This window comes from Chitinophaga pinensis DSM 2588, assembly GCF_000024005.1.
Lineage (GTDB): Bacteria > Bacteroidota > Bacteroidia > Chitinophagales > Chitinophagaceae > Chitinophaga > Chitinophaga pinensis.
Genome location: NC_013132.1, coordinates 1,742,892 through 1,766,645, shown reverse-complemented (window position 1 = coordinate 1,766,645; position 23,754 = coordinate 1,742,892). Strand labels below are relative to the sequence as shown.

Annotated in this window: 18 protein-coding genes; 10 read left to right on the top strand and 8 right to left on the bottom strand. The window is 46.4% G+C overall.

Going from position 1 to position 23,754, the window contains the following annotated elements:
* The 9 genes from CPIN_RS07275 to CPIN_RS07235 all read left to right on the top strand — a co-directional run bounded on the left by CPIN_RS07275 (position 1) and on the right by CPIN_RS07235 (position 12,008).
* On the top strand, positions 1–4,242 hold the full coding sequence (locus tag CPIN_RS07275) for a type I polyketide synthase (RefSeq protein ID WP_012789122.1): 4,242 nt from the start codon (positions 1–3) through the stop codon (positions 4,240–4,242).
* Positions 4,230–4,538: an acyl carrier protein gene (locus CPIN_RS07270; RefSeq protein ID WP_012789121.1), complete on the top strand. Its 309-nt coding sequence runs from the start codon at positions 4,230–4,232 to the stop codon at positions 4,536–4,538. Before CPIN_RS07275 ends, CPIN_RS07270 begins: the two co-directional genes overlap by 13 nt.
* Positions 4,520–5,335, top strand: coding sequence for an alpha/beta fold hydrolase (locus CPIN_RS07265; protein ID WP_012789120.1), 816 nt, complete (start codon positions 4,520–4,522; stop codon positions 5,333–5,335). The genes CPIN_RS07270 and CPIN_RS07265 overlap by 19 nt, the downstream gene beginning before the upstream one ends.
* Positions 5,314–6,513, top strand: a complete 1,200-nt coding sequence (locus CPIN_RS07260; protein WP_012789119.1) for a glycosyltransferase — start codon at positions 5,314–5,316, stop codon at positions 6,511–6,513. The genes CPIN_RS07265 and CPIN_RS07260 overlap by 22 nt, the downstream gene beginning before the upstream one ends.
* A gap of 13 nt (positions 6,514–6,526) precedes the next feature.
* Positions 6,527–7,726: a glycosyltransferase gene (locus CPIN_RS07255; RefSeq protein ID WP_012789118.1), complete on the top strand. Its 1,200-nt coding sequence runs from the start codon at positions 6,527–6,529 to the stop codon at positions 7,724–7,726.
* A 13-nt stretch (positions 7,727–7,739) separates the two neighbouring features.
* Positions 7,740–9,053, top strand: coding sequence for a condensation domain-containing protein (locus CPIN_RS07250; protein ID WP_012789117.1), 1,314 nt, complete (start codon positions 7,740–7,742; stop codon positions 9,051–9,053).
* Between the two features lie 7 nt (positions 9,054–9,060).
* Complete coding sequence (locus CPIN_RS07245; RefSeq protein ID WP_012789116.1) at positions 9,061–10,335, top strand: condensation domain-containing protein; 1,275 nt, start codon at positions 9,061–9,063, stop codon at positions 10,333–10,335.
* Positions 10,319–10,810, top strand: a complete 492-nt coding sequence (locus CPIN_RS07240; RefSeq protein WP_012789115.1) for a hypothetical protein — start codon at positions 10,319–10,321, stop codon at positions 10,808–10,810. The genes CPIN_RS07245 and CPIN_RS07240 overlap by 17 nt, the downstream gene beginning before the upstream one ends.
* Positions 10,811–10,892: 82 nt before the next feature.
* Complete coding sequence (locus CPIN_RS07235) at positions 10,893–12,008, top strand: hypothetical protein (protein ID WP_012789114.1); 1,116 nt, start codon at positions 10,893–10,895, stop codon at positions 12,006–12,008.
* Here the strand turns inward: CPIN_RS07235 and CPIN_RS07230 are convergent, their stop codons facing one another.
* From CPIN_RS07230 to CPIN_RS38920, 4 genes are all read right to left on the bottom strand, one after another.
* Positions 12,009–12,635 carry a LuxR C-terminal-related transcriptional regulator gene (locus CPIN_RS07230; RefSeq protein ID WP_012789113.1) on the bottom strand — a complete coding sequence of 209 codons (627 nt, stop codon included), beginning with the start codon at positions 12,633–12,635 and terminating at the stop codon, positions 12,009–12,011.
* 95 nt (positions 12,636–12,730) lie between these two features.
* On the bottom strand, positions 12,731–13,945 hold the full coding sequence (locus CPIN_RS07225; RefSeq protein ID WP_012789112.1) for a lanthionine synthetase C family protein: 1,215 nt from the start codon (positions 13,943–13,945) through the stop codon (positions 12,731–12,733).
* A gap of 73 nt (positions 13,946–14,018) precedes the next feature.
* A complete protein-coding gene (locus CPIN_RS07220; RefSeq protein WP_012789111.1) occupies positions 14,019–14,207 on the bottom strand; it encodes a hypothetical protein in 189 nt (62 codons plus the stop codon).
* 37 nt (positions 14,208–14,244) lie between these two features.
* Positions 14,245–14,403 carry a hypothetical protein gene (locus CPIN_RS38920; protein WP_012789110.1) on the bottom strand — a complete coding sequence of 53 codons (159 nt, stop codon included), beginning with the start codon at positions 14,401–14,403 and terminating at the stop codon, positions 14,245–14,247.
* A 236-nt stretch (positions 14,404–14,639) separates the two neighbouring features.
* Here CPIN_RS38920 and CPIN_RS07215 point away from each other — a divergent pair, with 236 nt between their 5' ends.
* Positions 14,640–17,756, top strand: a complete 3,117-nt coding sequence (locus tag CPIN_RS07215; RefSeq protein WP_012789109.1) for a lantibiotic dehydratase — start codon at positions 14,640–14,642, stop codon at positions 17,754–17,756.
* Here CPIN_RS07215 and bla read toward each other — a convergent pair.
* The 4 genes from bla to CPIN_RS07195 form a co-directional block, all read right to left on the bottom strand.
* Positions 17,749–18,636, bottom strand: coding sequence for a class A beta-lactamase, subclass A2 (bla, locus tag CPIN_RS07210; RefSeq protein WP_012789108.1), 888 nt, complete (start codon positions 18,634–18,636; stop codon positions 17,749–17,751). The two genes, CPIN_RS07215 and bla, sit on opposite strands and share 8 nt — an antisense overlap.
* 27 nt (positions 18,637–18,663) lie before the next feature.
* Complete coding sequence (locus tag CPIN_RS07205) at positions 18,664–21,297, bottom strand: non-ribosomal peptide synthetase (protein ID WP_012789107.1); 2,634 nt, start codon at positions 21,295–21,297, stop codon at positions 18,664–18,666.
* A 174-nt stretch (positions 21,298–21,471) separates the two neighbouring features.
* Positions 21,472–22,548, bottom strand: coding sequence for an L-dopachrome tautomerase-related protein (locus tag CPIN_RS07200; protein ID WP_012789106.1), 1,077 nt, complete (start codon positions 22,546–22,548; stop codon positions 21,472–21,474).
* Between the two features lie 11 nt (positions 22,549–22,559).
* Complete coding sequence (locus tag CPIN_RS07195) at positions 22,560–23,693, bottom strand: L-dopachrome tautomerase-related protein (RefSeq protein WP_012789105.1); 1,134 nt, start codon at positions 23,691–23,693, stop codon at positions 22,560–22,562.
* Positions 23,694–23,754 lie beyond the last annotated feature (61 nt).

The window sequence follows — 23,754 nt, the reverse complement described above, 5'->3', positions numbered from 1 at the left end:
ATGAAAAAACAGGTTGACGCTGCTATTATAGGGATGTCCGGCATCTTTCCCGGCGCCGGTGACATACATACGTTCTGGCAAAACATTATTCATAAAAGAGACGCTATCCAGCCTGTGCCTGGTCACCGGCTGGACGCCAGTTATTTTGATACCCGCTCCACGGATGTAGATCGATTCTATTGCCGGAAAGGAGGCTTCATCGATGATTATGCCTGGTTTGATCCTATCCAGTTCGGTATTCTGCCACTAGCAGTAGAAGGGACGGAACCGGAACAACTCCTTACCCTTACATTAGCCAGACAGGCATTACAGGATGCCGGCGTAACAGACAGCCATGCGCCGCTGGACAGGACGGGCATTATCATCGGGAAGGGTAATTATACGGGTCCGGGAGCTACCAGGGCCATCGAGATTGTGCGTACAGGAGAACAGATCGTACAGGTGTTACAAAACCTGCTACCCGATCTGGGACAGGAAGCCCTGGACAAAGTCAAAAAGGAGTTCCAGCAGCAGAAAGGACGTTTCGGTCCGGATACGGCTATGGGACTGATCCCCAACCTGGTTGCCTCACTGGTCGCAAACCGTTTGAATCTGGGCGGGGCAGCTTATACCATTGATGCGGCCTGCGCCAGTTCATTGCTTGCCATAGATCACGCTATACAGGAATTAAGCACCGGCAGGTCAGACATGATCATTGCCGGTGGTGTTCACGTATCACAGAATGCTCCTTTCTGGAGCATCTTTACCCAGCTGGGCGCACTATCCCGGCGTCAGCAGATCCGTCCCTTCGATCAACAAGCGGACGGCCTGCTGATTGGAGAAGGATGCGGATTTGTAGTATTGAAAAAGCTGGAAGATGCACTCCGTGACCAGGATAGGATCTATGCTGTCATTAAAGGAACGGGCGTATCCAGTGACGGAGCAGGTACCAGTGTGATGAGTCCTTCTGTAAAAGGACAGGCCAGAGCGATCAGGCAAGCCTGGGAAGCCGCAGGTGTATTACTGGACGAAGTAGGTTATATAGAGGCCCATGGCACCGGTACACCACTGGGCGACAGAACAGAACTGGAAACACTGGCGGGTGTATTTGGTCAGGCAGGTAAATTGCCAAAAGCAGGTATAGGCTCTGTCAAATCAATGATAGGGCACACCATGCCTGCTGCAGGTATTGCAGGACTGATTAAAACAGCACTGGCATTGTATCATGGGAAATTGCCTCCTACCCTGCATTGCGATACCCCGCTGGATATCATGGAACAGACACGTTTTGCACCTGTCACGACGCCGCTGGACTGGCAGGAAACAGGATTACCCAAACGTGCCGGTATCAATGCCTTCGGCTTCGGAGGCATCAATGCACATGTAGTGGTAGAAGGCATCAGTGAACAAATGATGCCTGCCCGCAAATTATTCCATGGCAATGCGCCTGCAACACCGGTATTGTTATTACTGGCCAGAGAAAGTCAACAGGCATTGATACAGGCGCTGGAGCAACAGGATGCAGATCCTGGTCAGGGCGACTACCGTATTGCGCTCTTTGATCCTACACCTGATCGTATCCGCAAGGCTGTTAAGATCGTAGAGCGGAACTCGCCCTGGCGCAATAAACAGGATATCTGGTTTACCAATACGCCACTCATCAGTAAAGGTGGTAAAGTAGCTTTTCTCTTTCCTGGTCTGGATGGACTCGCGGGCGGAGAGACAGACAGTGTAGCGGAATACTTTCAGTTGCCGCTGACAGCGACAACTACTGTCGGTAATGAAGGCGTCTGGGAATCAGCCGTACAATTGCTGGAGAAGAGTCATGTACTGGACACCGCCCTTAAACAACTGGGGGTATATCCGGATATGAATGCGGGACATAGTCTCGGGGAATGGCTGGCAGGCCGTTCTTCAGGACTGGCAGCAGAAAGTTCGGTGAGGATGTTATTACAGGAACTCAATCCGGCAGCATTCGAACAGAAGAACACCCGTTTTCTTGTCGTGGGATGCGGCTATGAACGCCTGGCTCCTATGCTGGAAAACATAGCAGATATTCATCTTTCCATGGATAATTGTCCGCAGCAGGTGATCCTCTGCGGTACCAATGAAGCCGTAGATCAGCTGATACCGGTACTCAGATCCGCACAACTGTTCCACCAGGTACTTCCTTTCCAGTCCGGCTTCCACTCGCCCTTTGTGGCAGGGAAGCTGGACATGTTACTTAAAGGCATCAGTCAGGTTGAATTCCGGGAAACGACCATTCCTTTGTGGTCAGCCACTACCCTCAGTACCTATCCGAATGATTTTGAAGCGATCCGGCAACTCAGCATAGATCATCTGATAAAACCGGTGCGTTTCCGGCAGTTGATCACGCAATTGTATGATGAGGGCGTCCGGGTATTCATACAGGCAGGATCAGGCGGTCTGACCGGCTTTGTGGATGATACGCTGAAAGGACAGTCATACAGCGCATTGTCTGCCAATATACCTACACGTACCGGATTAGCACAGCTGCAAAGGGTGCTGGCCGCCCTGTTCGTAGAAGGAAAAGCAGTAGACCTGTCTTTCCTGGGCATCAGCAATGTACAAACAAAAGCAGGCCCGAAAGGCACACCTGTTAAACTACAACTGGGTTCACCGATCGTAAAGAATATCGCGGCACTGGCGTCTCTGCGTCCCACGCATGCCAGAACAGCTGTACCTATAGCAACTACACCGGTCATGCAGTCATTCCTGGACAACTGTGAAGAGATCACCGCCATACAGGAGGAGATCATCGCCTTGTTTAACACAAGTGCGACCGTTCCAGATAAGCGGACGCCTGTGTCCAGGCAACTGGACATTTCCCTGGAGAATACACCTTATCTCATTGACCATGCTTTGCTCAGGCAGAAACCCGGCTGGCATTGCCCTGATGATATGGACCCTGTTATTCCCATGACGATGATCTTTGAACTATTTGCCGATATCGCTGCTGAACATGCAGCGGGTAATAAGGTAAAAAGCATCTCACAGATACAGGTATTCCAGTGGATGAATGTAGCCTCGCCTTTCAGAGAAATCGTAAAAGGAGAATGGCAGGACCCGCATACTATTTCCATGAGCATTGACAAATATGCCCAGGCACTGGTTACTGTGACAGACAGACAGGAGATTGCTCCTGCCCTGCATTTACACGCCGGCACACCACTCTCCATTAGCAGAACACCAGCTGAAATCTATGAGCAACATATGTTCCACGGACCTGCTTATCAGGGTATCCGGAAGATCATCACTGTTGGAGATAAAGGTATCACCGGTATTATTGAAAGCAGTTCAGGTAAAGGTTCCCTGCTGGATAACGCAGGACAGCTATTCGGGCTCTGGCTGCAACTGACATTGGAAAAAGACAGGATCGCATTCCCTGTGAAGATACAGGAGGTGCTCTTTTATGAAGATATGGAAGACCAGCAGGGCGTGTTTGAATGCACCTGTCAGCTGACCGAAATGACCGCAGATACGGCCACGGCAGACTTCATTCTCCGCAGAGATAACCGCACCTGGGCGATCATCAGGGGCTGGCAGAATGCCAGACTGGAAATAGATGAACCACTCTGGAAGGTATCCATGTCGCCGTTGCATAATAGTTTGTCGGAAGAAATCGCACCCGGCATCTTCCTCTTCCGTAACTCCTACCAGCGTGTCGTATCCTGGGACTTCATCATGAAGCGTTATTTCAACCAGGCAGAAAAGGCCGATTTAAGGGCCATGCTGCCCAATAAACGAAAGGAACGCATTATATCAAGGGTGGCAGCAAAAGACGCCGTAAGGGCCTTATTAAAGCAGGAAAAACAGGAAGCATACTACCCCATAGAATTCGAGATCAGGAATGATGCACTGGGAAAACCATTCCCCGAAGGGAGCATGACCAAAGACCTTCATATTTCACTCGCCCATAAAGACAAGGAAGCCGTTGGTATTGCCCGATCCGGCAGGCCGGCAGGTATTGACATAGAACTGATTGCTGAAAAGACGCATGGCTTTATTGAGCTATCCTTCCATCCGGAGGAACTGGCTTTACTACCTGCTACTGATAAAACGGAATGGATTATCCGTTGCTGGGTAGCAAAAGAGGCCTATGGTAAATATCTGGGGAAAGGGTTACAGGGCAATCCAAAGAAATACAAAATAGACAGCATCAGTGGAGAAACCTTAACAATCGGCGATATCACTGTTCAAACAATTAAACACAATAACTATATCATAGGATGGACGCTATAACTACTCAGCAGCCTTTAAGCAATGAACAGATCTTCAACCTGCTTAAAACCTTCATTACTGAAGTGATCGGAGAAGAATTTGTGGAAGACCTGGATATTTCACGTGAGAGTTCTTTTACGAGAGATCTTGAGATGGACAGCATCGAGATCGTCTCCTTCTCTGAAAAAGTAAAGTCACACTTCGGTGAGCATATTGACTTCACCGGCTGGCTCTCTGGTATGGACCTGGACCAGCTGATCAATCTCAAACTGGACGACATCATTAAATACATTGAATCATGCCAGTCATCAAAGTAAAAAACAACAGCGTTCATATCCAGGAATACAATAAGGGTGCGAAAGAAACGATTGTATTAATCCATGGTATGTTCAGCAATCTCTCTGTGTATTATTTCAATATCGCACCTGTGCTTGCACAGTCTTTTCACGTGGTGTTATATGACATGAAAAGTCATGGTATGAGCGATCGCTGTGAGTATGGCTATGACCTGCTGTCTATGACAGACGACCTTCGTGACCTGATGGATGCATTACATCTGAAATCGGTATACCTGGCTGGTTACAGTTATGGTGGACTGGTAGCCATGAAAATGGCGATGCGATATCCCGCCAGGGTGAAAAAACTGGCGGTGATCGAAGCACCTGACCCCAGTGACAGCGAAACACTGAGCATCATCGATATCTACAGCAAAGAATTCCTGGTAGACTATATCAACAATTATACGGATACCACGCGTATGCGCGTAGGTAAGCGGCAGCTGGATAAAAATCACCGGATGTATGAATTCCTATTTTATCGGACCAGTATTAAGGAAGATATGCATAATGAACGCTTCTTCTTCTCTGCTGAGGCGCTGGACAGTATTCCACAGGAAACACTGCTGATCTATGGCAAATCATCCAATTGTCTGCCGTCGGGCAGGAAGCTATATCACACCATACCCCGTTCCAAACTGATACTTATCGAGGGAGATCATAATCTGCCGATACAACAGCCGGCAGAAACAGCAGGTAAACTGAAAGATTTCTTTGAAGGATGGCAGATCAAAATCAAACAGATCAATAACAGACTATGGCAAGCTTTGCGTTTATAGTTCCCCCGCTGATGGGGCATATTAATCCGACGCTTAGTCTGGGAGCCGCGCTACTACAACGCGGACACCGGGTAGGCTGGATCGGTCTTGATGCGACACTGGCAGGTAAGCTACCGGAAGGAGGTGAACTGTTACACATACAATACGACCAGGATGATGCTGCTAAAAAAGACAATGAGCAATATCTTGATCAGATCACCAAAAAGAATGTTTCCGGTATTGAAAGTATCAAGTTCCTGTATGAGGATGTCCTGATCCCGCTGAACAGGTTTATGTATGATGGCATCGTCAGTATACTACAGCGCTTTCAGCCAGATGTTATTATACATGATCATCAGTTGTTTGCCGGCGCTATTGCAGCCTATCAGCTGGAAATACCCTATGCTACCTCTGTTACTGCACCAGCAGCCATTAAAATGATGGAAGACCTGCCGGGTATACATGAATGGGAGATCAGACAGATCGTAGGTTTACAGCAGGAACTGGGTATTCCCGGAGACACTTCCGTAGCCACCTCTGAAGCCCTGACATTGGTATATACCTCTAAAGCTTTTTTTGGCGATATGGCGCTACCGGACCATTATAAGTTTGTAGGCCCGGTGATACTGAACAGGCAATCCCTTCATCCATTCGACTGGGAGCGGTTCAGGCAGTTGGTTAAACAACCACGGGTACTGGTGTCGATCGGCACTACATTCGACCATAGTTATAAAAAAGATTTTTTCGGAAAGGTCATAGCAGCATTAGGCGGAGAGCCTGTCTCTGTGATCGTCGTGTCAGACGTCAGTCTGTTTGAAGAGTGGCCTGACAATTTTATCGTACAGGAGAAAGTTCCGCAGCTGGAACTCCTGCCTTATCTGGATGCAGTCGTGTGCCATGGCGGCCATAACACCGTATGTGAAACCTTATCTCATGGCCTGCCATTGGTGGTTATCCCTATAGCCTATGATCAATCGCATGTGGCAGGAAGAGTGATACAGGCGGAAAGCGGTGTACGACTGAATTATAAACGGTTTAAGGCGGAACATCTGAAAACGGCTGTACGGGACGTACTGACCAATCCATCCTATAAAACAGCTGCACAACGCATACAGCATTCCTTTGCGCAGGCAGGTGGCGCGGCCACTGCCATTGCTTTACTGGAAGAACTGGCTATCCCTAAACATTTCCATCATTAATCAATGTCAACACATGTCAAAATTTATGTTCGTAGTGCCGCCATTCTTTGGGCACATCAGTCCTACCCTGAGTGTGGGTGGCAGTTTGCTGGCCCGGGGTCATGAAGTGATATGGGTAGGCTTGAAAGAACTCGGAGCAGAACATATCCCTGCCGGCGGACAATTCATTGTACCGCACAAAGAACTCGCGCCTTACCAATCTGCTATACAGGCCATACTCAAGCTACAGGATGAAGGCCCGAAACTGTCAGGTGTGGAAACATTGAAACTGGCGCTGGAAGATACCTATATCCCGTTTGCAAAATATATGCTGGCAGGTGTATCGGGAATAGCAGATGAATTCAGACCTGATGTAATCATCAGTGACTGTATCACCTTTGCCGGAGCACTATGCGCACATATTAAAGATATTCCCTGTGTAACGACGACACCGGTGCCTCCTGATGTAACAGGAGATGCCATGCAGTCGCCGAAGATATTTGAATGGCAGCAAAACCTGATCAGATCATTACAACGTGAGGTAGGCATCTATACGGATGAATATGTGATCCATTCCCGGGAGATGAACATTGTATTCACCTCACAGGAGTTTGCAGGTAGTAAAGATCCGCTGCCTCATATGCGTTTTGTAGGACCGGTAAAGGGCAGGCCCAATAATACGCCTTTTGACTGGGATCAGCTGGCAAGAGTCATGTCACCGAAAGTATTTGTATCACTGGGTACATTGCTGGTAGATATCAGGAAAGAGTTCTTTCAGAAACTGATAGACGCATTTGCGGATGAACCTATTACCATCGTAGCGGCGACTGACCCGGCTATCTTTCCGCAATGGCCGGACAATTTTATCGTACAGGGCTTTGTGCCACAATCGGAATTAATGCCACATATGCATGCGGTGATCTGTCATGGTGGTTTTAATACCGTGAATGATGCTTTTGTGAACGGATTGCCCATGCTGATCACCCCTATCGCCTACGACCATTTCCATACCGCTTCCCTGATTGAAAATGCAGGCTGCGGAATCAAATTACGTTATAAAAGACTACGCGTCCCTGATCTGAAAGCGGCGATGTGGGAGGTACTGGACAATCCAAAGTACCGGAAATCAGCACAATATATCAGGGAGACATTTATCAAAGCCGGCGGCAACGACAAAGCGGTCGCATTACTGGAAACATTTGCAAAGGAGAAACAAAGTACCCTATCTGTTTAATAAATCCAGCGTTATGAAAAGAAAACTATTGCTTCCCGAAAGACTCATGCTAGGAGACGGGACAGCCCCCTTTAACGGTGTTTATGCAATCAGGATAAACGGCGTAATCACAGCTGCCGGATTATCTGTTGCATTAGCCAAAGTGCAGGCGAAACATCCCCTGTTACGGGCAGCCGTCCGCAATGATGCTACCGGCGCTCCATGGTTTGAGCTACCGGCAGTCCATCAGCCAATCCCGCTGATCATTAAAGAACGTACGACTTCCGTCGACTGGCAGCAGGAAGTCAGGGATGCATGGGCAAGTGTTTTCAATCTTGAAGCAGGTCCCCTGATTAACCTGACCTGGTTAAAGGGGGATGCGCAATCAGAACTGATATTAACCTTTCATCACAGCATGTGTGATGGAGGCGGAGGATTGATGCTGGTCAGAGAGCTGCTGGCTGTGGCGGATGATCCTGAAAAAGAGATTGGTATACACCCTTCTTTCACCACCCTGGAAGATATCGTGCCGGCTCATATCCTGCATGGTAAAAAGGAGATATTTAAAGCAAAACTGAAGGCACTGTTTATAAAGGGAGCACTGGCCAGTATATCAGCTTTTGTCAGCACCCGGGGCAGACAGCCCATCAGCAGGCAACAGGATTACCTGTTACACTGGAAACTGGACCGGCAGGTATCAGCTGCCTTGTTCCAATATTGTGCGACGAAGGAGGTAACAGTCAATACGGCACTCTGCGTGGCCTTCCTAAGCGCCTTTAAACAGGTGAAGGGAGCAAAGGCGCTGAATAAGATTATCTGTCCGGTGGATATCCGCAGGTTTATTCCTGAGATCACAAAAGACGTAATCTTTTCTTTTGGATTATCGCTGGAATTATCGCTCAATCATGCGCAGGATGTTTCATTCTGGGAACGGGCCAGGTTGTTGCAGACAGTCGCCTCCCAGAAAATAAAAAAGATGAACCCTTATGCTTTTATGTTGCCTTTTGAATATGCACATAGCGGTATTAAATATATGCGGAAGTTCCTGACGTATGGCAAACCGGTGTATGACCTGATGTTTTCCAATATGGGTAAACTGGATATCCCGGAGCAGTATCAGACCTTTGCTGTAGATACGATTTTTAGTCCGACGGTGATAGGACCATTTTCTAACCCAACCACCATCATTACCTCCACTTACAAAGGGCAGATCGACTTTTCATTTGTATCCAATTACCAGGTACTCGATTATCAGGATGCATTAGCTATCAAGGAAAAAGCGATGGCGCTGTTGACAGAAGAGTTACCTGTACAGGCGCCTGAAGCAGCCCTGTCATCAATTATTTAACCAAAGTATGAATAGAAAACTAATACTGGGTGAGCGGATCATGTACGTTGATAGCACGGCTACCGTGAACTGTATTTTTACAGCGAAGGTACGTGGTCAGCTTACCCTGGAAGGATTAATATATGCCCTGGCAAAGATCCAGCAGAAACACCCGTTGCTGGGTGTTGTGATCAGGGAAGACGAGACGGGCAGGCCCTATTTCGTGTCGGAAACCAAGATCCTCCCTATTCCGGTACAGATAACAGAGCGCCGTTCGGACGAAGACTGGCAGCGCATATCTGCTGAACAGTGGCGGCAATCGTTTGATGTAGCGAAAGGACCGCTGGCCAGACTGATATGGTTGCGCTCCGATGAGGTATCGGAACTGATACTGGTGTGTGCACATTGCATTTGTGATGGCAGCTCTATTCTGACCTTAATGCGGGAGTTACTGCAGGTACTGGATAAACCTGAGACACGCCTGATTGCTTATCCGGCATTTGAAGATATCCGGACATTCATTCCGAATTCGCTGATCAATAATATAGGCTTAAAGATCAGACTCCGTTTATTATCAGGATTGGCATGGCTGGTACTTCGTTTTAAAACACGCGGGAAAATACCGCCGCCGGGGCCTCATTATCTGGTACACCTGAAACTGGACAAAGCAGCGACTTCACAACTGGCGAACCGTTGCAAAACAGAACAAACGACCATGCATGCCGCATTTGCGGTAGCTTTTATGGAAGCGCACCGGCAGATCATGGGAGTGGCCTCCCATGGGAAAGTGATCTCCCCTGTAGATATCCGAAGGTTTATTCCTGAGATCAAACAGGATCAGTTATTTGCCTTTGCGCCGATAGCGGAACTGACGACCAGCGCAGAGAAAGGAGCTGATTTTTGGGCCAGGGCACGCCAGCTGAAAAATGACCTGACGGCTGCTATAGATAAAATGGATATACGAAAACTCCTGTTCACCAGTGACTATTTCCATTCGGCAGGCAAATACATGGTCAAATTATTAAAACAAACGGACGGCACACATGACGTTACGCTGTCCAATATGGGCAGACTGGACATCCCGGAACAGTATGAAAACTTTATACTGGAAACGATCTATAGTCCCAGTGCCGCCTTTCCCTGGCGAAATGCCAACACGCTTGTGATCAGTACTTTCGGTGGACAGGCAGACTTTTCTTTTATCTCACAGGAGGCGTTTCTACCGGCGGAAAAAGCCCGGACTATTCTGCAACAAATGCAGGTTCTACTATCCACAAACCATGAGCATGCACCCGCGCATTAATAGTATCCTGGAGAAGTTCTCCCAACGCCAGGCCATCTTCTATTTCATCACAAACCTGGTGATCAACGCGCTGGTACCCTATTACGGATTTGATGACCTGAATAATGTGTACCTGTTTCAGGGTGAACATCCTATTGCGAGGTTCCTGTTACCGATGGCTTTATTGTTACCATTCTTTATTACCATAGATATATTAAACAAAACCATCACATTACTGGAAAAGAGGCAATTGGTCAGCTTTATACCCTCTAAACAGATAAAGCTGCGTTTCATGCTAAAAACGGCGGGTATTAACGCAATAATTACCCTGGCGCTGACGTTAGCCGCTATGATTGGAGTATATATCTGTTTACCCGAGAACTACAGTTTTAACGGAATATTACTGTCGGTGCTCTCAGGGATACTGGCCGGAGGGATGGCAGTTTTCTTCACCCTACAGCCGGTCCGCAAGGTAAAAAAGCTATACCCGCACTAACAATCAGGATTATTCTATAATTTAGTAATGGTAATAGTCTGGTTGTTACCAGGCCAATTTCCTGTTACTAAAACGACCATGCATGAAACGCATCATTGCCATATTAGCATTCACTTTACCCCTTACTATACAAGCGCAGACAAAACTGGAGGACAAGATCGCTGAAGACTATGCCACTAAGTTTGCAAAACGTTATGAAGTGAGGAATGACTCACTTATCGTTTTTGTGACTGAACAGATGTCAAGAAGCGGGGCTGCCGGACTGGATATTGATAAGACAATGACAGAACTGGTGAAAGATCCTGCTGCGCTGGATGCTTCCCTGAAATTTGTGTATCAGTACAGTAATGCCAACAGGCAACAGTTCATTGCCCATCTTCGTGCGATGAACCTGCAAACCAACAGTGTATTCCCGCTGGCGACTTACACAGTGAATAAGTTCAAGGGTGAAAACAAGGCGCTCCTGGAAGAAAAAGCAACACTCTATACAACAGGTGCTATTCCGGCTAATCTGCCGCCATTACAGTTGCCAACACCAGCACTTGCTGATAATAGCAACAGCAGTTCTCCGGAGGCCGCTACTACTACCAGCGAGTCAGCAACGAGCACGACGACGACTGCCAGTGGTAACGCGGTACCTGCAGAACCAGGAAGTACCCCTGCTACACCAGTAAGTGCTTCAGCAGACAACTTCAACTGGGATGTAAGACCGGTATTCAAAGCACGTGAACCGGAGCAGTTATATGCACTTTACGGAAAGGACAATGTGGTGGCACGTTCAGCGCAGGATTTCCAGGGAAATGATGCAGGTACTGCCTATTTTATATTCCCGGATACAGATAATGAGATGGAAGTGTCATTCGAAGGCACTAAAACCGGTGTTACTTTCACGAAAGAGAACTCAAAATGGAAACCGCCATTTGGTATCAAGGTAGGCGACCCACTGGATAAAGTAGTGAAGGTGAACGGCCGTGACTTCAGAATCAATGGTTTTGAATGGGATAACGGTGGAGAAATAGCAGACTGGGAAGGTGGCGCCTTCGCAGGGAAAGGCGTGAACATTATGTTCAAAGCCAATAACTCCAGCGATCCTAAATTATACGATCAGGTAACCGGCGATAAGAAAGTGAAAAGTGATGCCTCAGCGATGAAGAAACTGGGCGTTGTGGTAGAAAAGATCACTTTTGTAAGCAACTGATCAGACCAGCAGTTTGTTGTCAACAGCGTACTTGATCAGCATTGCAGTATTTTTTACTTCCAGTTTGGCCAGTAATTTTTTCCGGTGACTATTCACAGTATCTGCACTGATAAACAGTTTTTCTGCAATTTCAGCATTTGTATTTCCTTCAGATATCAGACTTAAAACTTCTTTTTCCCTTCTCGTCAGAGGAGGGAAATTTTTTTGTAGCCCAACCCGTTCGCTGCTCATAGCTTGTTTGATTACCGGGGAGAGATAGACTCCACCGGCATAAACGGAATGAACGGCAAAAAGCAGTTCATCTTTATCCGCAGTATTGAGTACGTAACCGCCTGCGCCGCTTTGCAACAGCCGGTCGATATATCTTTCTTCTTTCAGGAAGCTCAATACCAATACCATTACGGTTGGATATTCCATCCTGATATTGGCACATAATGCTGCGCTGTCTATATCAGGCAGACAGGTATCAATAATGATGATGTCGACGCTGTTGTGCATCAGGAATTTGAGACAACCATAGCCACTCCGGGTGTGTCCTGCGATCAGTATATCATTTTCGTCATCAAAAAATGAATGCAGGCCTTCAAGAATGAGGGGATGATTGTTTACGAAATACAGGCGGATCATTGTGTATCCATTTAAAATATGCCAATGCGGACAGTAATGGGTAACATTCGACTTTACAAGAGGCAACCGGCTTTATATGTAATATAAGGAAAATATCAGCATAACAAGATACACCGGTCCCATGCAGGATCCGTATCGGGATCGATAGCCGCAATGAGTGAAAGTCCTATACCAGCTACGCCTTCAAGGATGCCATAGCTGTTCTCGTAGTCATCTTTACCTAAAAAACGGAAGCCCGCGGGGCCTTCCTTATGTGTATTCATCTGTAAGGTATGTTGTAACCAATCTGTTGCGCCATTGAGTAGAAATGACTCATTTGTTTGCAGCCAGGCGCGTCTGTAAATATGTGCAATACCTGCACTACCGTGGCATAGGCAAGCATCATGTACAAAGCTGTTGTGTATATTTCTATTTCGTATTGTGTGATGGAAGATACGCAGCGCACTTTCTGTGTAATAATCATCCTGCAGCCAGTTACCCGCATTCAGCAGCGTTGTGGCGATGCCCAGATCCCCGTAGCACCAGCCTAAACGGCTTTGTTTACCGGTAAGTGCCTGATGGTGCTGGTCCACCAGTACGGGGTATAGGGAAGTGTTTTCTTCTCCGGGCTGGTTCTGGCAGGCTTCGAGCCAGCTGAGTCCTTTCCTGATCATCGTTTCCGTTTGTGCAACAGCGATCCCTTTACGATGGATCATTCCCAGCACAGCGATGATAGCAGGTACACCGTGGGCCAGTCCCAGGTTGAATGAACGTGATCCTGCCGGCTGATCGGACAGTCCGGTCAGCTGATCCTTCCAGGTAATCCCTGCAGGTGTTTCAATAGCGGTGGATTGCAGGTTATCCACAAGTGCAGGCAACCATTTTTCAGCAGCAGTGTAATGGTTCCTTTCAAGAAAATACAGGGCAATACCGAGACCCTGGTGAAGGAAGTCATACTCCCGCTGTTGTAAAGCGGAGAGCATTTCTTTACCGAGCACTTCATCTACTTCTTCAAAGATATCTTCCAGTTCATCTTCGCCTGCAAAGCCTGCTTTTATGAGATGTTGTATGCACCATACCATTCCGGCAATACCGTTACAATGGGAGAATGGCAATGCAGTAGCCGCCAGATCATGCAACGCACGTTCCAGCAGCTGATGTATTTTGTTCAGGTGTTCTTCTTTCTCTGTCAGCTGATAATAGTAAGCATAGAATAAAGCTGCGCCTGTATAGCCCCCTAATAAACCGGGAGTAGCATCCTTTTCTGTAAAACTGTCAAGCGAACTGCTGATATCCTGTAAGATCTTCCCGGCACTTTTCTTATAGTCCATATACGGTCATCACAAATCACAATAAATCATGGTGCGGTTTGCGTTACTACACCGCCGCACCATGACCATACAATTAGAAACGGCAGGAGTCTACGCTGCAAATTGGCGCGCCCTGGCTAATATCGTCTGTACACACTTTAAAGGAAAGCACGGTAGTGGTGGGAGCAAAAGCTGCACCATTCATAGCGTCCTGTTTTTCACGGTTCAGACTGGCTAATTTGATCTTACCGAGATCGAGTTTCTTTTCAACTTTCTTTTTCATAAGAATGCGGTTTTAGATTTTGAATAAACTGCTGTACTTAATTTCTGGCATCCGGAGGAGGAGGACATTTAAACAGGCTGCAACCAGTGTAAGTTGGCGCATTAGCTTGCTGATTGGCAACTTCCTGCTTTGTTGTGCTTAGTCTGGCGATCTTGATCTTGCCAAGGTTCAGCTTCCGGCTTGACGCTTTTTTCATAGTTAACAAGTGGTTTAAATATTAAGAAATGAATACTGTTCTTTAGCAGTCAGGTTTATTGTGGGCAATGAGGGTTCGGGTTTCATTACTCTTAAAGATAAGGATAAAGGCCGCTCGGCCTTATCACTGGAAAGGGGGATTTTCTGTATTTTTTTTCGAGTTGTTCAAATATCACCTTTTAAGGGGGGCTGTCACAGACAGATAAAAAGTAACTTATTGTTTGTATCCGGAACACTATGATAACTAATAAAGGCTTCTACCTGCTCAGGGCTCCGCTGATGCCGGTAGAATTTTTAACCCGCTTTTTACAGCTGCCCTATGAAGCGCTGGCTGAGGAAATAAAACAGGTATTTACGACCCCTTATCTAGCGGAGGCCATCTACATTGCTTCTCCTGAGCTGAGCAGCGAACTGAGGAAATGGCAGGAAGGACAGGTTATGAGTGAAAAAGATCAGGAAAAGCTGGTTTTATCGCTCTTTCGTTACCTGTTAAGAATGAGTACCCGTTGCACCCCTTATGGATTGTTTGCCGGCTGTAGTACCGGCTATACCGGGTCAGCTACCAATGTGTATATCCAACCCGTACAGGCACATAAACAGCATTGTCGCCTGGATATGAATTATGTGGCAGAACTGGCAGAGACAATTGCCCGGATACCGGCTGTACAGGAGCAATTGCGCTATTTCCCGAATAATTCCATTTACCGGACAGGGGATACTTATCGTTATGCGGCCTTTACAGTAAAGAATAAATTCCGTCAATATGATCTGACAGCCATCAATCATTCGGTTTATCTGGAGGGCGTACTGACACTGGCAGCAAAGGGTGCTACCAGGAAGGCGTTATATCAACACATTACAGATGATGATATCACGGAGGAAGAGTTTCGTGTATTTATCGACGAACTGATTGACAGTCAAATATTAATCAGTGAACTGGAACCGACTATTACCGGGGAAGAATTCTTTCATGTACTGATAGATAAATTAAGCAGACTGGAAAATATACGCCCTATATATGAGTTATTATGTGCTATCCGGGAGCAGCTGACTGTCTCACAGTCAGGCATAGAAAAGTATCTGCATACACATGCGCTGGTTAAGCAGCTATTACCGGAAACAAAGAATAAAGACCTGGTACAGACAGATCTTTTCCTGGCTACTACTGACAATACGATCAGCAATGGCGTTATCGATGATATACAGGCACAGATGGAAGTGTTGTGGAAACTGTCCGTCGCCAATAAACAACCTGACCTGTTACATTTCTCCAAAGCCTTCAGTCAGCGTTATGAAGAGCAGGAAGTCCCCCTGGCGCTTGCGCTGGATACAGAGGCCGGTATTGGTTATGGCGCTTATACCAGTCATTATGCGGCTTATGCTCCGTTACTGGAAGAGGTGGTGACCAAAACTACAGGGACAGCGGATACAATCCCCTGGAATAATATGCGGGAGTTCCAGTTAAAACGATATATGGCCTGTTTGCAGGCGCAACAATCGGAAGTAGTATTGACAGACGAGGATATCGATTATCTATCCACAACATCTACTATTCCTATCCCTGATAGTTTCTATATGATGGGGAGTATTGTGAGTGAGAGCGGTGCTACCATGGATAAAGGCGATTATCTCTTTGACTTCACATCTTGTGGCGGCCCGTCGGCAGGAAATCTGCTGGGGCGTTTCTGCCATGGTGATGCGGCATTAAAAGAGCTTGTAAGAGAGTGTCTGGATGAAGAAGCTGGTCAACAACCTGATGTGATTTATGCAGAGATTATCCACTTACCGGAGGCCAGGACGGGCAACATCCTGTTAAGACCACAGCTGCGGGATTATGAAATTGTCTATCTGGGAAATGGAAGCGTACCGGAAGAAAAACAGATCCCTGTAACGGACCTGCTGGTGAGTGTACAAAATGAGCAGATTATCTTGCGCTCAAAGCGGTTTAATAAAAGAGTTATTCCAAGACTAAGTTCGGCCCATAATTTCATGAAGGGCAGTTTACCGATGTACAAATTCCTCTGTGATTTACAGTTCCAGCAGTTACGACATGCTACCGGGTGGCAATGGCAATTGCCGGTAGAAGCGCCGTTTCTGCCCAGGGTACGGTATAAACATATCGTACTGCAGAAATGTACCTGGCTTATCTACAGTAAAGATCATCCTTCATTGCAAAAGAATGCCACTGTACAGATGCACTTCAAGGCATTTTCAGCCATCAAAGAAGCCTTAAAACTTCCCAGGCACATAAGTATAGCCGACGGGGACAATGAGCTGTTTATTGACCTTGAAAATGCATCCTGTGTACATCTGATGGTGACCACCTTGCTAAAAAGGGAACAACTGACATTACAGGAGGTATTACAAACGCCTGAGCAATGCTGGGTACTGGGGGATGCGGGGCGCTTTACCAATGAGATCATCCTTCCTTTTAAAAGCAATACGGTACAAGCGGCCACCGTTACACGGGAACAGACAACGGACCAGCTACAAAGACATTTTCCACCCGGTAGTGAGTGGCTGTATGTGAAGATCTATGCCGGCATCAATACTGCTGAGAAAATACTGACAACTGTTATTAAACCCCTGGTAGAACAACTGGAAGCAAACGACATTATTGAGCAATGGTTTTTCATTCGCTACACCGATCCCGAAGATCATATCAGGGTGCGCTTTCATCATGCGACGCGTAAAGATTTCTGGACAATTGTATTGGCTGAATTACAGGAACGATTAGCGGCTGCAATAGATCCGGGACTTATTCACAGGATACAGACAGATACCTATGCAAGGGAACTGGAACGATATGGCGCCACCACAATGGTTGTCAGTGAACATCTATTCGCTTATGACAGTGAGGCGGTACTGGGTTGTATAGACCTGCTGGAAGGAGAAGAAGGAGAGCATTTCCGCTGGTTGCTGGCAATACGTGGTGTAGATATGCTGATGGATGATTTCGGATATACACTAGCCCGTAAATCAACCTATCTGAAAAGATTACAGCAGTATTTCTTCCGGGAATTCGGGGCGGGTCAGCCTTTACAGACGCAATTAAATGCCGGTTACCGGAAACATATGCGGCAGATCAGTAGTTTCCTAGATCCGCTGCAGGATGCGGAGAATGAGATTGAAGAAGCTATTCAATTGCTGGAAAAGAGATCGTCCCATATACGAGCCGCCATACAGAAAGTGGCTGTTCGCACATGGGACGACTTATTATCCAGTTATATTCACATGTTCCTGAACAGGATGTTATCATCCAATCAACGGAAACATGAGCTGGTGATCTATCATTTTCTGAGTAAATACTACGAATCCAGGTTAGCGATGCTAAAGCAACAGCAACTTAGTTAGCAGCGTCCCAGAAAAGGCGGGTAATCCTGGCGATCACACCTTCTCTGATCGCTTCATTCACCTTAGTATCGCTGACAAAAACAACGATCGCTAAATGTGATCCGTCAGGTAATGTAACAATACCGGCATCATTGGTAGCAGCAGTTAAACCGTCTTTTGTATCAGAAGAACCTGTTTTATGTGCAACTACCGCGTCTGCAGGCAACATGCCTCTCAGTCTCTTAGGACCAGTAGTCGTTTCTTTCATGATCTTCAACAGGAAGTCATTGCTGGCTTTAGACAGGTATTTTCCGGTATGGATACCTTTCAGTAATTGCAATGTAGCCAGTGGTGAGCTCCAGTTGGTATATTGTACTTTCCATGCAGATGCCATTCTTTCTTCATTCGCCTTGATAGCCATGCTATCAACACCCAGGCCATGGATATATTGTTCAACGTAAGCGGTACCACCTACGAGGTTAAATAAAATATCACAACCGTTGTTATCACTCTGCGATACGGTATAAGCCAATACTTCTCTCAGCTTCAGGTCTGTTCCTTCCGGATATTTTTCTCTTATCGGGCTCCACGTAAAAGGCAGTAATTCTTTCTTCGTGATATGAATCACCTGGTCAAGTGACAGTTTACCTTTATCTACCTGATCCAGTACAGCGATGGCCAGGGGTACTTTAAATACGCTCTGCATCGGGAAGTGATCATTTCCGTTGAGCGTCATGGTGTCTCCGTTTTCCAGGGACATCATCGCCACACCCACATGTCCACGGGCGGTAGCAGCAATTTCATTTACTTTTTGTCTGGTATTGTTGTCCTGTGCGGAGCTGTGTATACTTAACAACAGGAACGGCAGTGCTAAGGAGCACGATAGGATACGATTTTTCATTTAGGTCATCAGTTTTTGAAACTGGCATCAGGCTTTCATTCGCTCATCTACCAATTGTTGCAGCAAGATAGCGAAATCTTTATCATTAGGCGGCATGAGAAATGTTTTGTGATCCCCTTTTACGTCATGCACATTGATCCCTTTCAAAGCATATGGCTTCCATCCAAGGTAAAGCGGATCATCCAGATAATAAAGACGGGTATCCACACGGAACAGGTCAATAGCACATGCGTCAGACGTCTGCATATGGTACTTACGGTAAGCCGCTTCGTATTTCTCATTGATCTTATCTTCCGCCCGATCAGATTCAGGCGGTCTTTGCAATCCGATATAGACAGCGATCTCATTGTATTTCCGTACAAAAAATGCCTGCTGATAATCCAGCGTTTCTTTGGGATGCCGGATTAAAGATTGTGTGATAAAAAGGAACTTGGGGAACTGACGTTTAATCTTACGGATGTACTTAGGTACGCCCGTTTCAAAGTGGCCTTTGTTGTAAGCATAAGTATCAAACATGGCCAGCATTTTTACTTTCTTTCCCATCGCCTGTAATTGCCGGCTCATTTCATAAGCTACCACCCCACCGTAAGAGTATCCTGCCAGTGCATAGCCATCAGGAAAATCTCTTTCGAGTAATGCAGCAATATACTCCGCCGCCATATCTTCCAGTGTTTCGAAGGGTTCATCAACACCGTTGAGTCCGCGGGGCTGAAAACCATATACCGGTTGGTCAGGCTCCATATTACGGGCGATATTGTTGAACAGCAGGACATTCATATCCAGGCCGTTCACGATAAATATAGGCGGTTTGGTTCCAGTAGGTTTAACAGGGACGAGCAGATCCCAGGAAATAGATTGATCATCCAGTTCCATCTCGGTGGCTAACTTCTCAACAGTGTTAGCAGTGAAAAGGCTGGCCAGCGGGAGCCTCTTGCCAGTCTCCTTTTCTATGCGGGCCATGATCTGCATAGCAACGATGGAGGTTCCGCCTAATTCGAAGAAATCGTCTTTTATACCAACTTTCTCCACATAGAGATAATCCTCCCAGATCTTTGCAATCAACTTCTCCTGTTCAGTACGGGGCGCTGTGTATACACGGTTAGCTTTCTCTATCTCCTGTCCCATGGCCTCCAACGCATTCCTGTCTACCTTTCCGTTTGGTGATAGCGGGAATCTGGGCAACAGGACGAAGTTGCTTGGGACCATATACTCCGGTAATGACGTTTTCAGCGCCTGTTGCCAGGCAGAGAAATTAGGAAGTGTACCATTCTCCTGAACGACATAAGCGATGAGTCTTTCATCTTTGGGCAATACGACCACATCTTTGATACCAGTCTGTTTACCCAGGGCATGTTCCACCTCTCCCAACTCAATACGGTATCCCCTGATCTTTACCTGGTGATCCATTCTCCCAAGACACTGGATTTCTCCACCGTTCACAATCCTTCCAAGATCGCCCGTCTTGTACATACGGGCGCCAGGTAAAGGCGAAAAAGGATCCGGCATAAAACGTTCTTCATTCAAAGCCGGCCTGTTCAGGTAGCCAACCCCGACGCCCACACCACCGATGAATATTTCTCCCACGGTACCGTCCGGCACTCTCCTAAGCTGGTTGTCCAGGATGTAAGCGAACATGTTCTCTATCGGCCGGCCGACAGTAATAATCTCATCGTCTATATTGATCTTTTTTAGTGTAGCCCACACAGTAGTCTCTGTAGGACCATACATGTTCCAGAGACTATCACATTTTTCCAGCAGTCTTTCCGCCAGTTTTTTAGACAGGGCTTCTCCACCTATTAAGGCTTTTAATGGCAGGCGATCATCCCAGGCAGATTCCAGCATCATTCTCCAGGTAGCCGGTGTAGCCTGCATGACGGTTATACCTTGCTGTCTGACGATCTCCATGAGATGACGGGTATCCCTGGATGTCTGTACATCCGTGAGGACGACTTCGGCGCCAACGAGTAATGGCAGATATAATTCAAGACCGGATATATCAAAAGAAATAGTCGTCAGCGCAAGCACTTTATCATGTTGATCAAGACCTGGTTCTTTCAACATACCAATCAGGAAATTAACCAGTCCCAACTGTGTGATCTGTACACCTTTGGGTTGTCCTGTAGAGCCTGATGTGTACAATACATACACCACGTCCTGCATCGTGATTGCTGCATCAGGTGGTGATACATCGTATTGTGGCGCCTGCCTCAGCAGATCTTCCATTAATATCTCCTTTGCCGCTGTCTGAAACCTGCCACTATATTTCTCAGATGTAATCAGGTAAGCAGCTGCTGCATCCTGTAACATAAATTCAATCCTTGCCTGTGGATACTCAGGGTCCAGCGGCAGATAAGTTGCCCCAGCCTTTACAATAGCCAACATACAGTAGAGCATCTCCGGAGAACGATCTACAGCAAGCCCTACTATAGTACCCTTGCGAATGCCATAGTCCGCCAGCAGTCTGGCAAATTGGTTTGCAGAATTATTTAATTTATGATATGTTATTACATGATCCCTGAAGCGCAAGGCGGACTTATCGGGGTAGAGCAACGCTTTTTCATGGATGAGTTCCTGCAGAGAACGTAGGTCCAGTGGATTTGAAATGCGAGTTTCCGATGTAGGTGTGGGATTCCGTTCATGTGTTACTTGTCTCTCCGACATAGATTCCCAGATATAAATGTAACATGCTGATTATACCATTTAAACAACGGAAAGTTGAATTAGTTTATTATGGCGGATAAATATACTTATGTAAGCAGGTATGATCGGGATGTCCCAATAAAAAAAGGTTACAGGATGCACCCCCTGTAACCTCATATAAATATGCTAAGATCTTCAGCTAGAGAAAGGTTTTGCGTTAATTTTCATTTTGTAGATCACAACAGGGAGTTTTATTTTGCTCACACCTTGTTGAAATGGCGCGAGCAAATGTAATTGTCCAGTTGGCATCCAGAGATAGCCTTCTTCATCAATCCACAATGCGTCACACCAGCTTAAGCGTTTGTCTTGTACAATCACCTGTGATTTCCCTTCCGGAGAAATGCGAGTAATCTGTTGTTTATTCACATCACTGACATAGATATTGCCGGTCGCATCTATTGCAGTTCCTCCGGTTGATAGCGTCTGATAAAATAGTGTTACATGACTTTTCAATTCTTTTTCAGACGGATAGGGACTATTGAGAAATCTGGTTTCCACTCTCCACAAAGGACCGCTGGCTGCTTGAAAATAGAGCCACTTTCCGCCCGGAGAGATTTCGAGCTGATCGGCATGAATGTGTACTTGTTGTCCACTTTCATCTTTCATGATATGTCCAGCTGCCCATATTGCTTTTTCAGCTGTTGTAGAAGGATGATGTTCCAATACCCTCCTACCCTGTCCGCTCATCTTATCCATTACAATCAGGGCGGGATCTCCTGCGTCCGTAAGGTAAATAGTATTGCCTATCATACGCAGATCATCTATGAATGTAGCTTTTGAAGATACTCCTGCTAATGGAATAATACGTACTACACGGTTTGTCCTGGTATCAATGGCAACGAGCTTAGCGGCGCTATCCGGCAAAGGAGCTGCTCCCATTGAGGGTGTACCTGTATCGACTATCCAGAGTAATCCATCAGGTCCGATACGAAGAGAATTAGTTCTGACAAATTTTTGCGAGGTGGCTTTCCCTATTTGCCAGTTATTCCAGGCAGCATCAGGGTATGGTATAATCTTTCCATCAGTCAATACCTCTCCTATGCGGATGCCTTTATCGCCTTCCAGGCGTGGGAAACAAACGAAGATGCGTTTATCGGCAGTGACGGTGACGCCATTCCAGATCATGTCAGCAGTAGCTACCTTTTCCAATTGTGCCTTTGCAGCAGTGATGAATATTACTACAAAAAACAAGGCGAATATTATCCTTTTCATATGCTATTGGCTTACAGTTTCAGTTTGAAAATCTTATATGGATATACTGTGCGATGCTGGTTGTTGTTGAACCATGGCATCCTTGCTATCTGTGAGGCGGAAATATACAGGTACCCATCCGCTGAAATACTGTAACTATCCGGCCAGGAAAGCTTTACTGTATCAGTTGCGAGGGTATGCATCTTTAAGTCGGGTGTAATTTTCACAATACTGCTTCTCTCCAGATCTCCGAGGTAGAGGTTACCATTCTTATCGAATTCCATACCATCTGTGGTGATAAATTTACCGAGATCTTCCACGCTGTTATTCATCTTCTGTGCCGGTATGGAAAAGTCACGAAGTAATACAGTATTAATGCGGTACAGTCTGTTATCCGTGAGTGGCTTATAGTATAACCAGGCTTTATCAGGAGACAATGCGATACCATCAGAGTTGATCTTAGGAATGCTGCCATCCGTTTTAGTTAATTCTCTGCCATCCATCGTGAAATGATAAGTAGTATCAGACAAAACAGAAGGTGAGTTATGTAATACAAAACGAGACTGCCCCGTGTTGGTATTCAGGACAACAATGCCGCCGTTTGAAGAGCTGGTCATATATGCAAATCCGTTAGCATTATCTACCCGGATATCATTGATATAACTGTCACTTGCAGTGACGCTATCCGGGAAATGATAAATGCGTTCTACTTTATTCGTAGCGAGGTTAATCTTTACAACTTTATTGCTGTGTTGGTACACGGGTCCCAGTCCGATACCAGCAGCGTCCACTACCCAGAGATACCCTTTTTCATCAGCTACCACTGCTTGTACACACACAAATTTATGCGCTCCATCGTCACCTTTTTTAAAGCTATTCCAGGCTGCATCCGGATATGGCACAGGCTTTCCTTCCTTTACTTCCACAACTGAATAGCTATGTTTATCCAGCCAATAGGGGTAGTTGGTGAATAATCTGCCATCAGCAGAAACGGCAACACCGGTAAGCTGATAAGTACTATCAGCAAATACCTGTTCCAGTACTACGGGCGTTGCGCTGATTGTTTGCGTTGTATCTTTTGTCGTGGATTGCTGCTTAGGTTGGTTAACACAGGCCGCCAGCAATACCGTGAGGATGCTTATATGGGTGATGATATATGTTTTCATGAGTACTTGTTTTACGGTACAAAAGTGAGGCGAAATGAGGAGTAGCGGGTGGTATGTTTAA

Bases quoted from the DNA above. Each gene is read 5' to 3' on its own strand.
- CPIN_RS07215 (WP_012789109.1), top strand. From the start codon at position 14,640: ATGATAACTAATAAAGGCTTCTACCTGCTCAGGGCTCCGCTGATGCCG.
- CPIN_RS07260 (WP_012789119.1), top strand. From the start codon at position 5,314: ATGGCAAGCTTTGCGTTTATAGTTCCCCCGCTGATGGGGCATATTAAT.
- CPIN_RS07205 (WP_012789107.1), bottom strand. From the start codon at position 21,297: ATGTCGGAGAGACAAGTAACACATGAACGGAATCCCACACCTACATCG.
- CPIN_RS07275 (WP_012789122.1), top strand. From the start codon at position 1: ATGAAAAAACAGGTTGACGCTGCTATTATAGGGATGTCCGGCATCTTT.
- CPIN_RS07255 (WP_012789118.1), top strand. From the start codon at position 6,527: ATGTCAAAATTTATGTTCGTAGTGCCGCCATTCTTTGGGCACATCAGT.
- CPIN_RS07235 (WP_012789114.1), top strand. From the start codon at position 10,893: ATGAAACGCATCATTGCCATATTAGCATTCACTTTACCCCTTACTATA.
- CPIN_RS07230 (WP_012789113.1), bottom strand. From the start codon at position 12,635: ATGATCCGCCTGTATTTCGTAAACAATCATCCCCTCATTCTTGAAGGC.
- CPIN_RS07270 (WP_012789121.1), top strand. From the start codon at position 4,230: ATGGACGCTATAACTACTCAGCAGCCTTTAAGCAATGAACAGATCTTC.
- CPIN_RS07250 (WP_012789117.1), top strand. From the start codon at position 7,740: ATGAAAAGAAAACTATTGCTTCCCGAAAGACTCATGCTAGGAGACGGG.
- CPIN_RS07240 (WP_012789115.1), top strand. From the start codon at position 10,319: ATGCACCCGCGCATTAATAGTATCCTGGAGAAGTTCTCCCAACGCCAG.
- CPIN_RS07245 (WP_012789116.1), top strand. From the start codon at position 9,061: ATGAATAGAAAACTAATACTGGGTGAGCGGATCATGTACGTTGATAGC.
- CPIN_RS38920 (WP_012789110.1), bottom strand. From the start codon at position 14,403: ATGAAAAAAGCGTCAAGCCGGAAGCTGAACCTTGGCAAGATCAAGATC.
- bla (WP_012789108.1), bottom strand. From the start codon at position 18,636: ATGAAAAATCGTATCCTATCGTGCTCCTTAGCACTGCCGTTCCTGTTG.
- CPIN_RS07225 (WP_012789112.1), bottom strand. From the start codon at position 13,945: ATGGACTATAAGAAAAGTGCCGGGAAGATCTTACAGGATATCAGCAGT.
- CPIN_RS07265 (WP_012789120.1), top strand. From the start codon at position 4,520: ATGCCAGTCATCAAAGTAAAAAACAACAGCGTTCATATCCAGGAATAC.
- CPIN_RS07195 (WP_012789105.1), bottom strand. From the start codon at position 23,693: ATGAAAACATATATCATCACCCATATAAGCATCCTCACGGTATTGCTG.
- CPIN_RS07200 (WP_012789106.1), bottom strand. From the start codon at position 22,548: ATGAAAAGGATAATATTCGCCTTGTTTTTTGTAGTAATATTCATCACT.
- CPIN_RS07220 (WP_012789111.1), bottom strand. From the start codon at position 14,207: ATGAAAAAGAAAGTTGAAAAGAAACTCGATCTCGGTAAGATCAAATTA.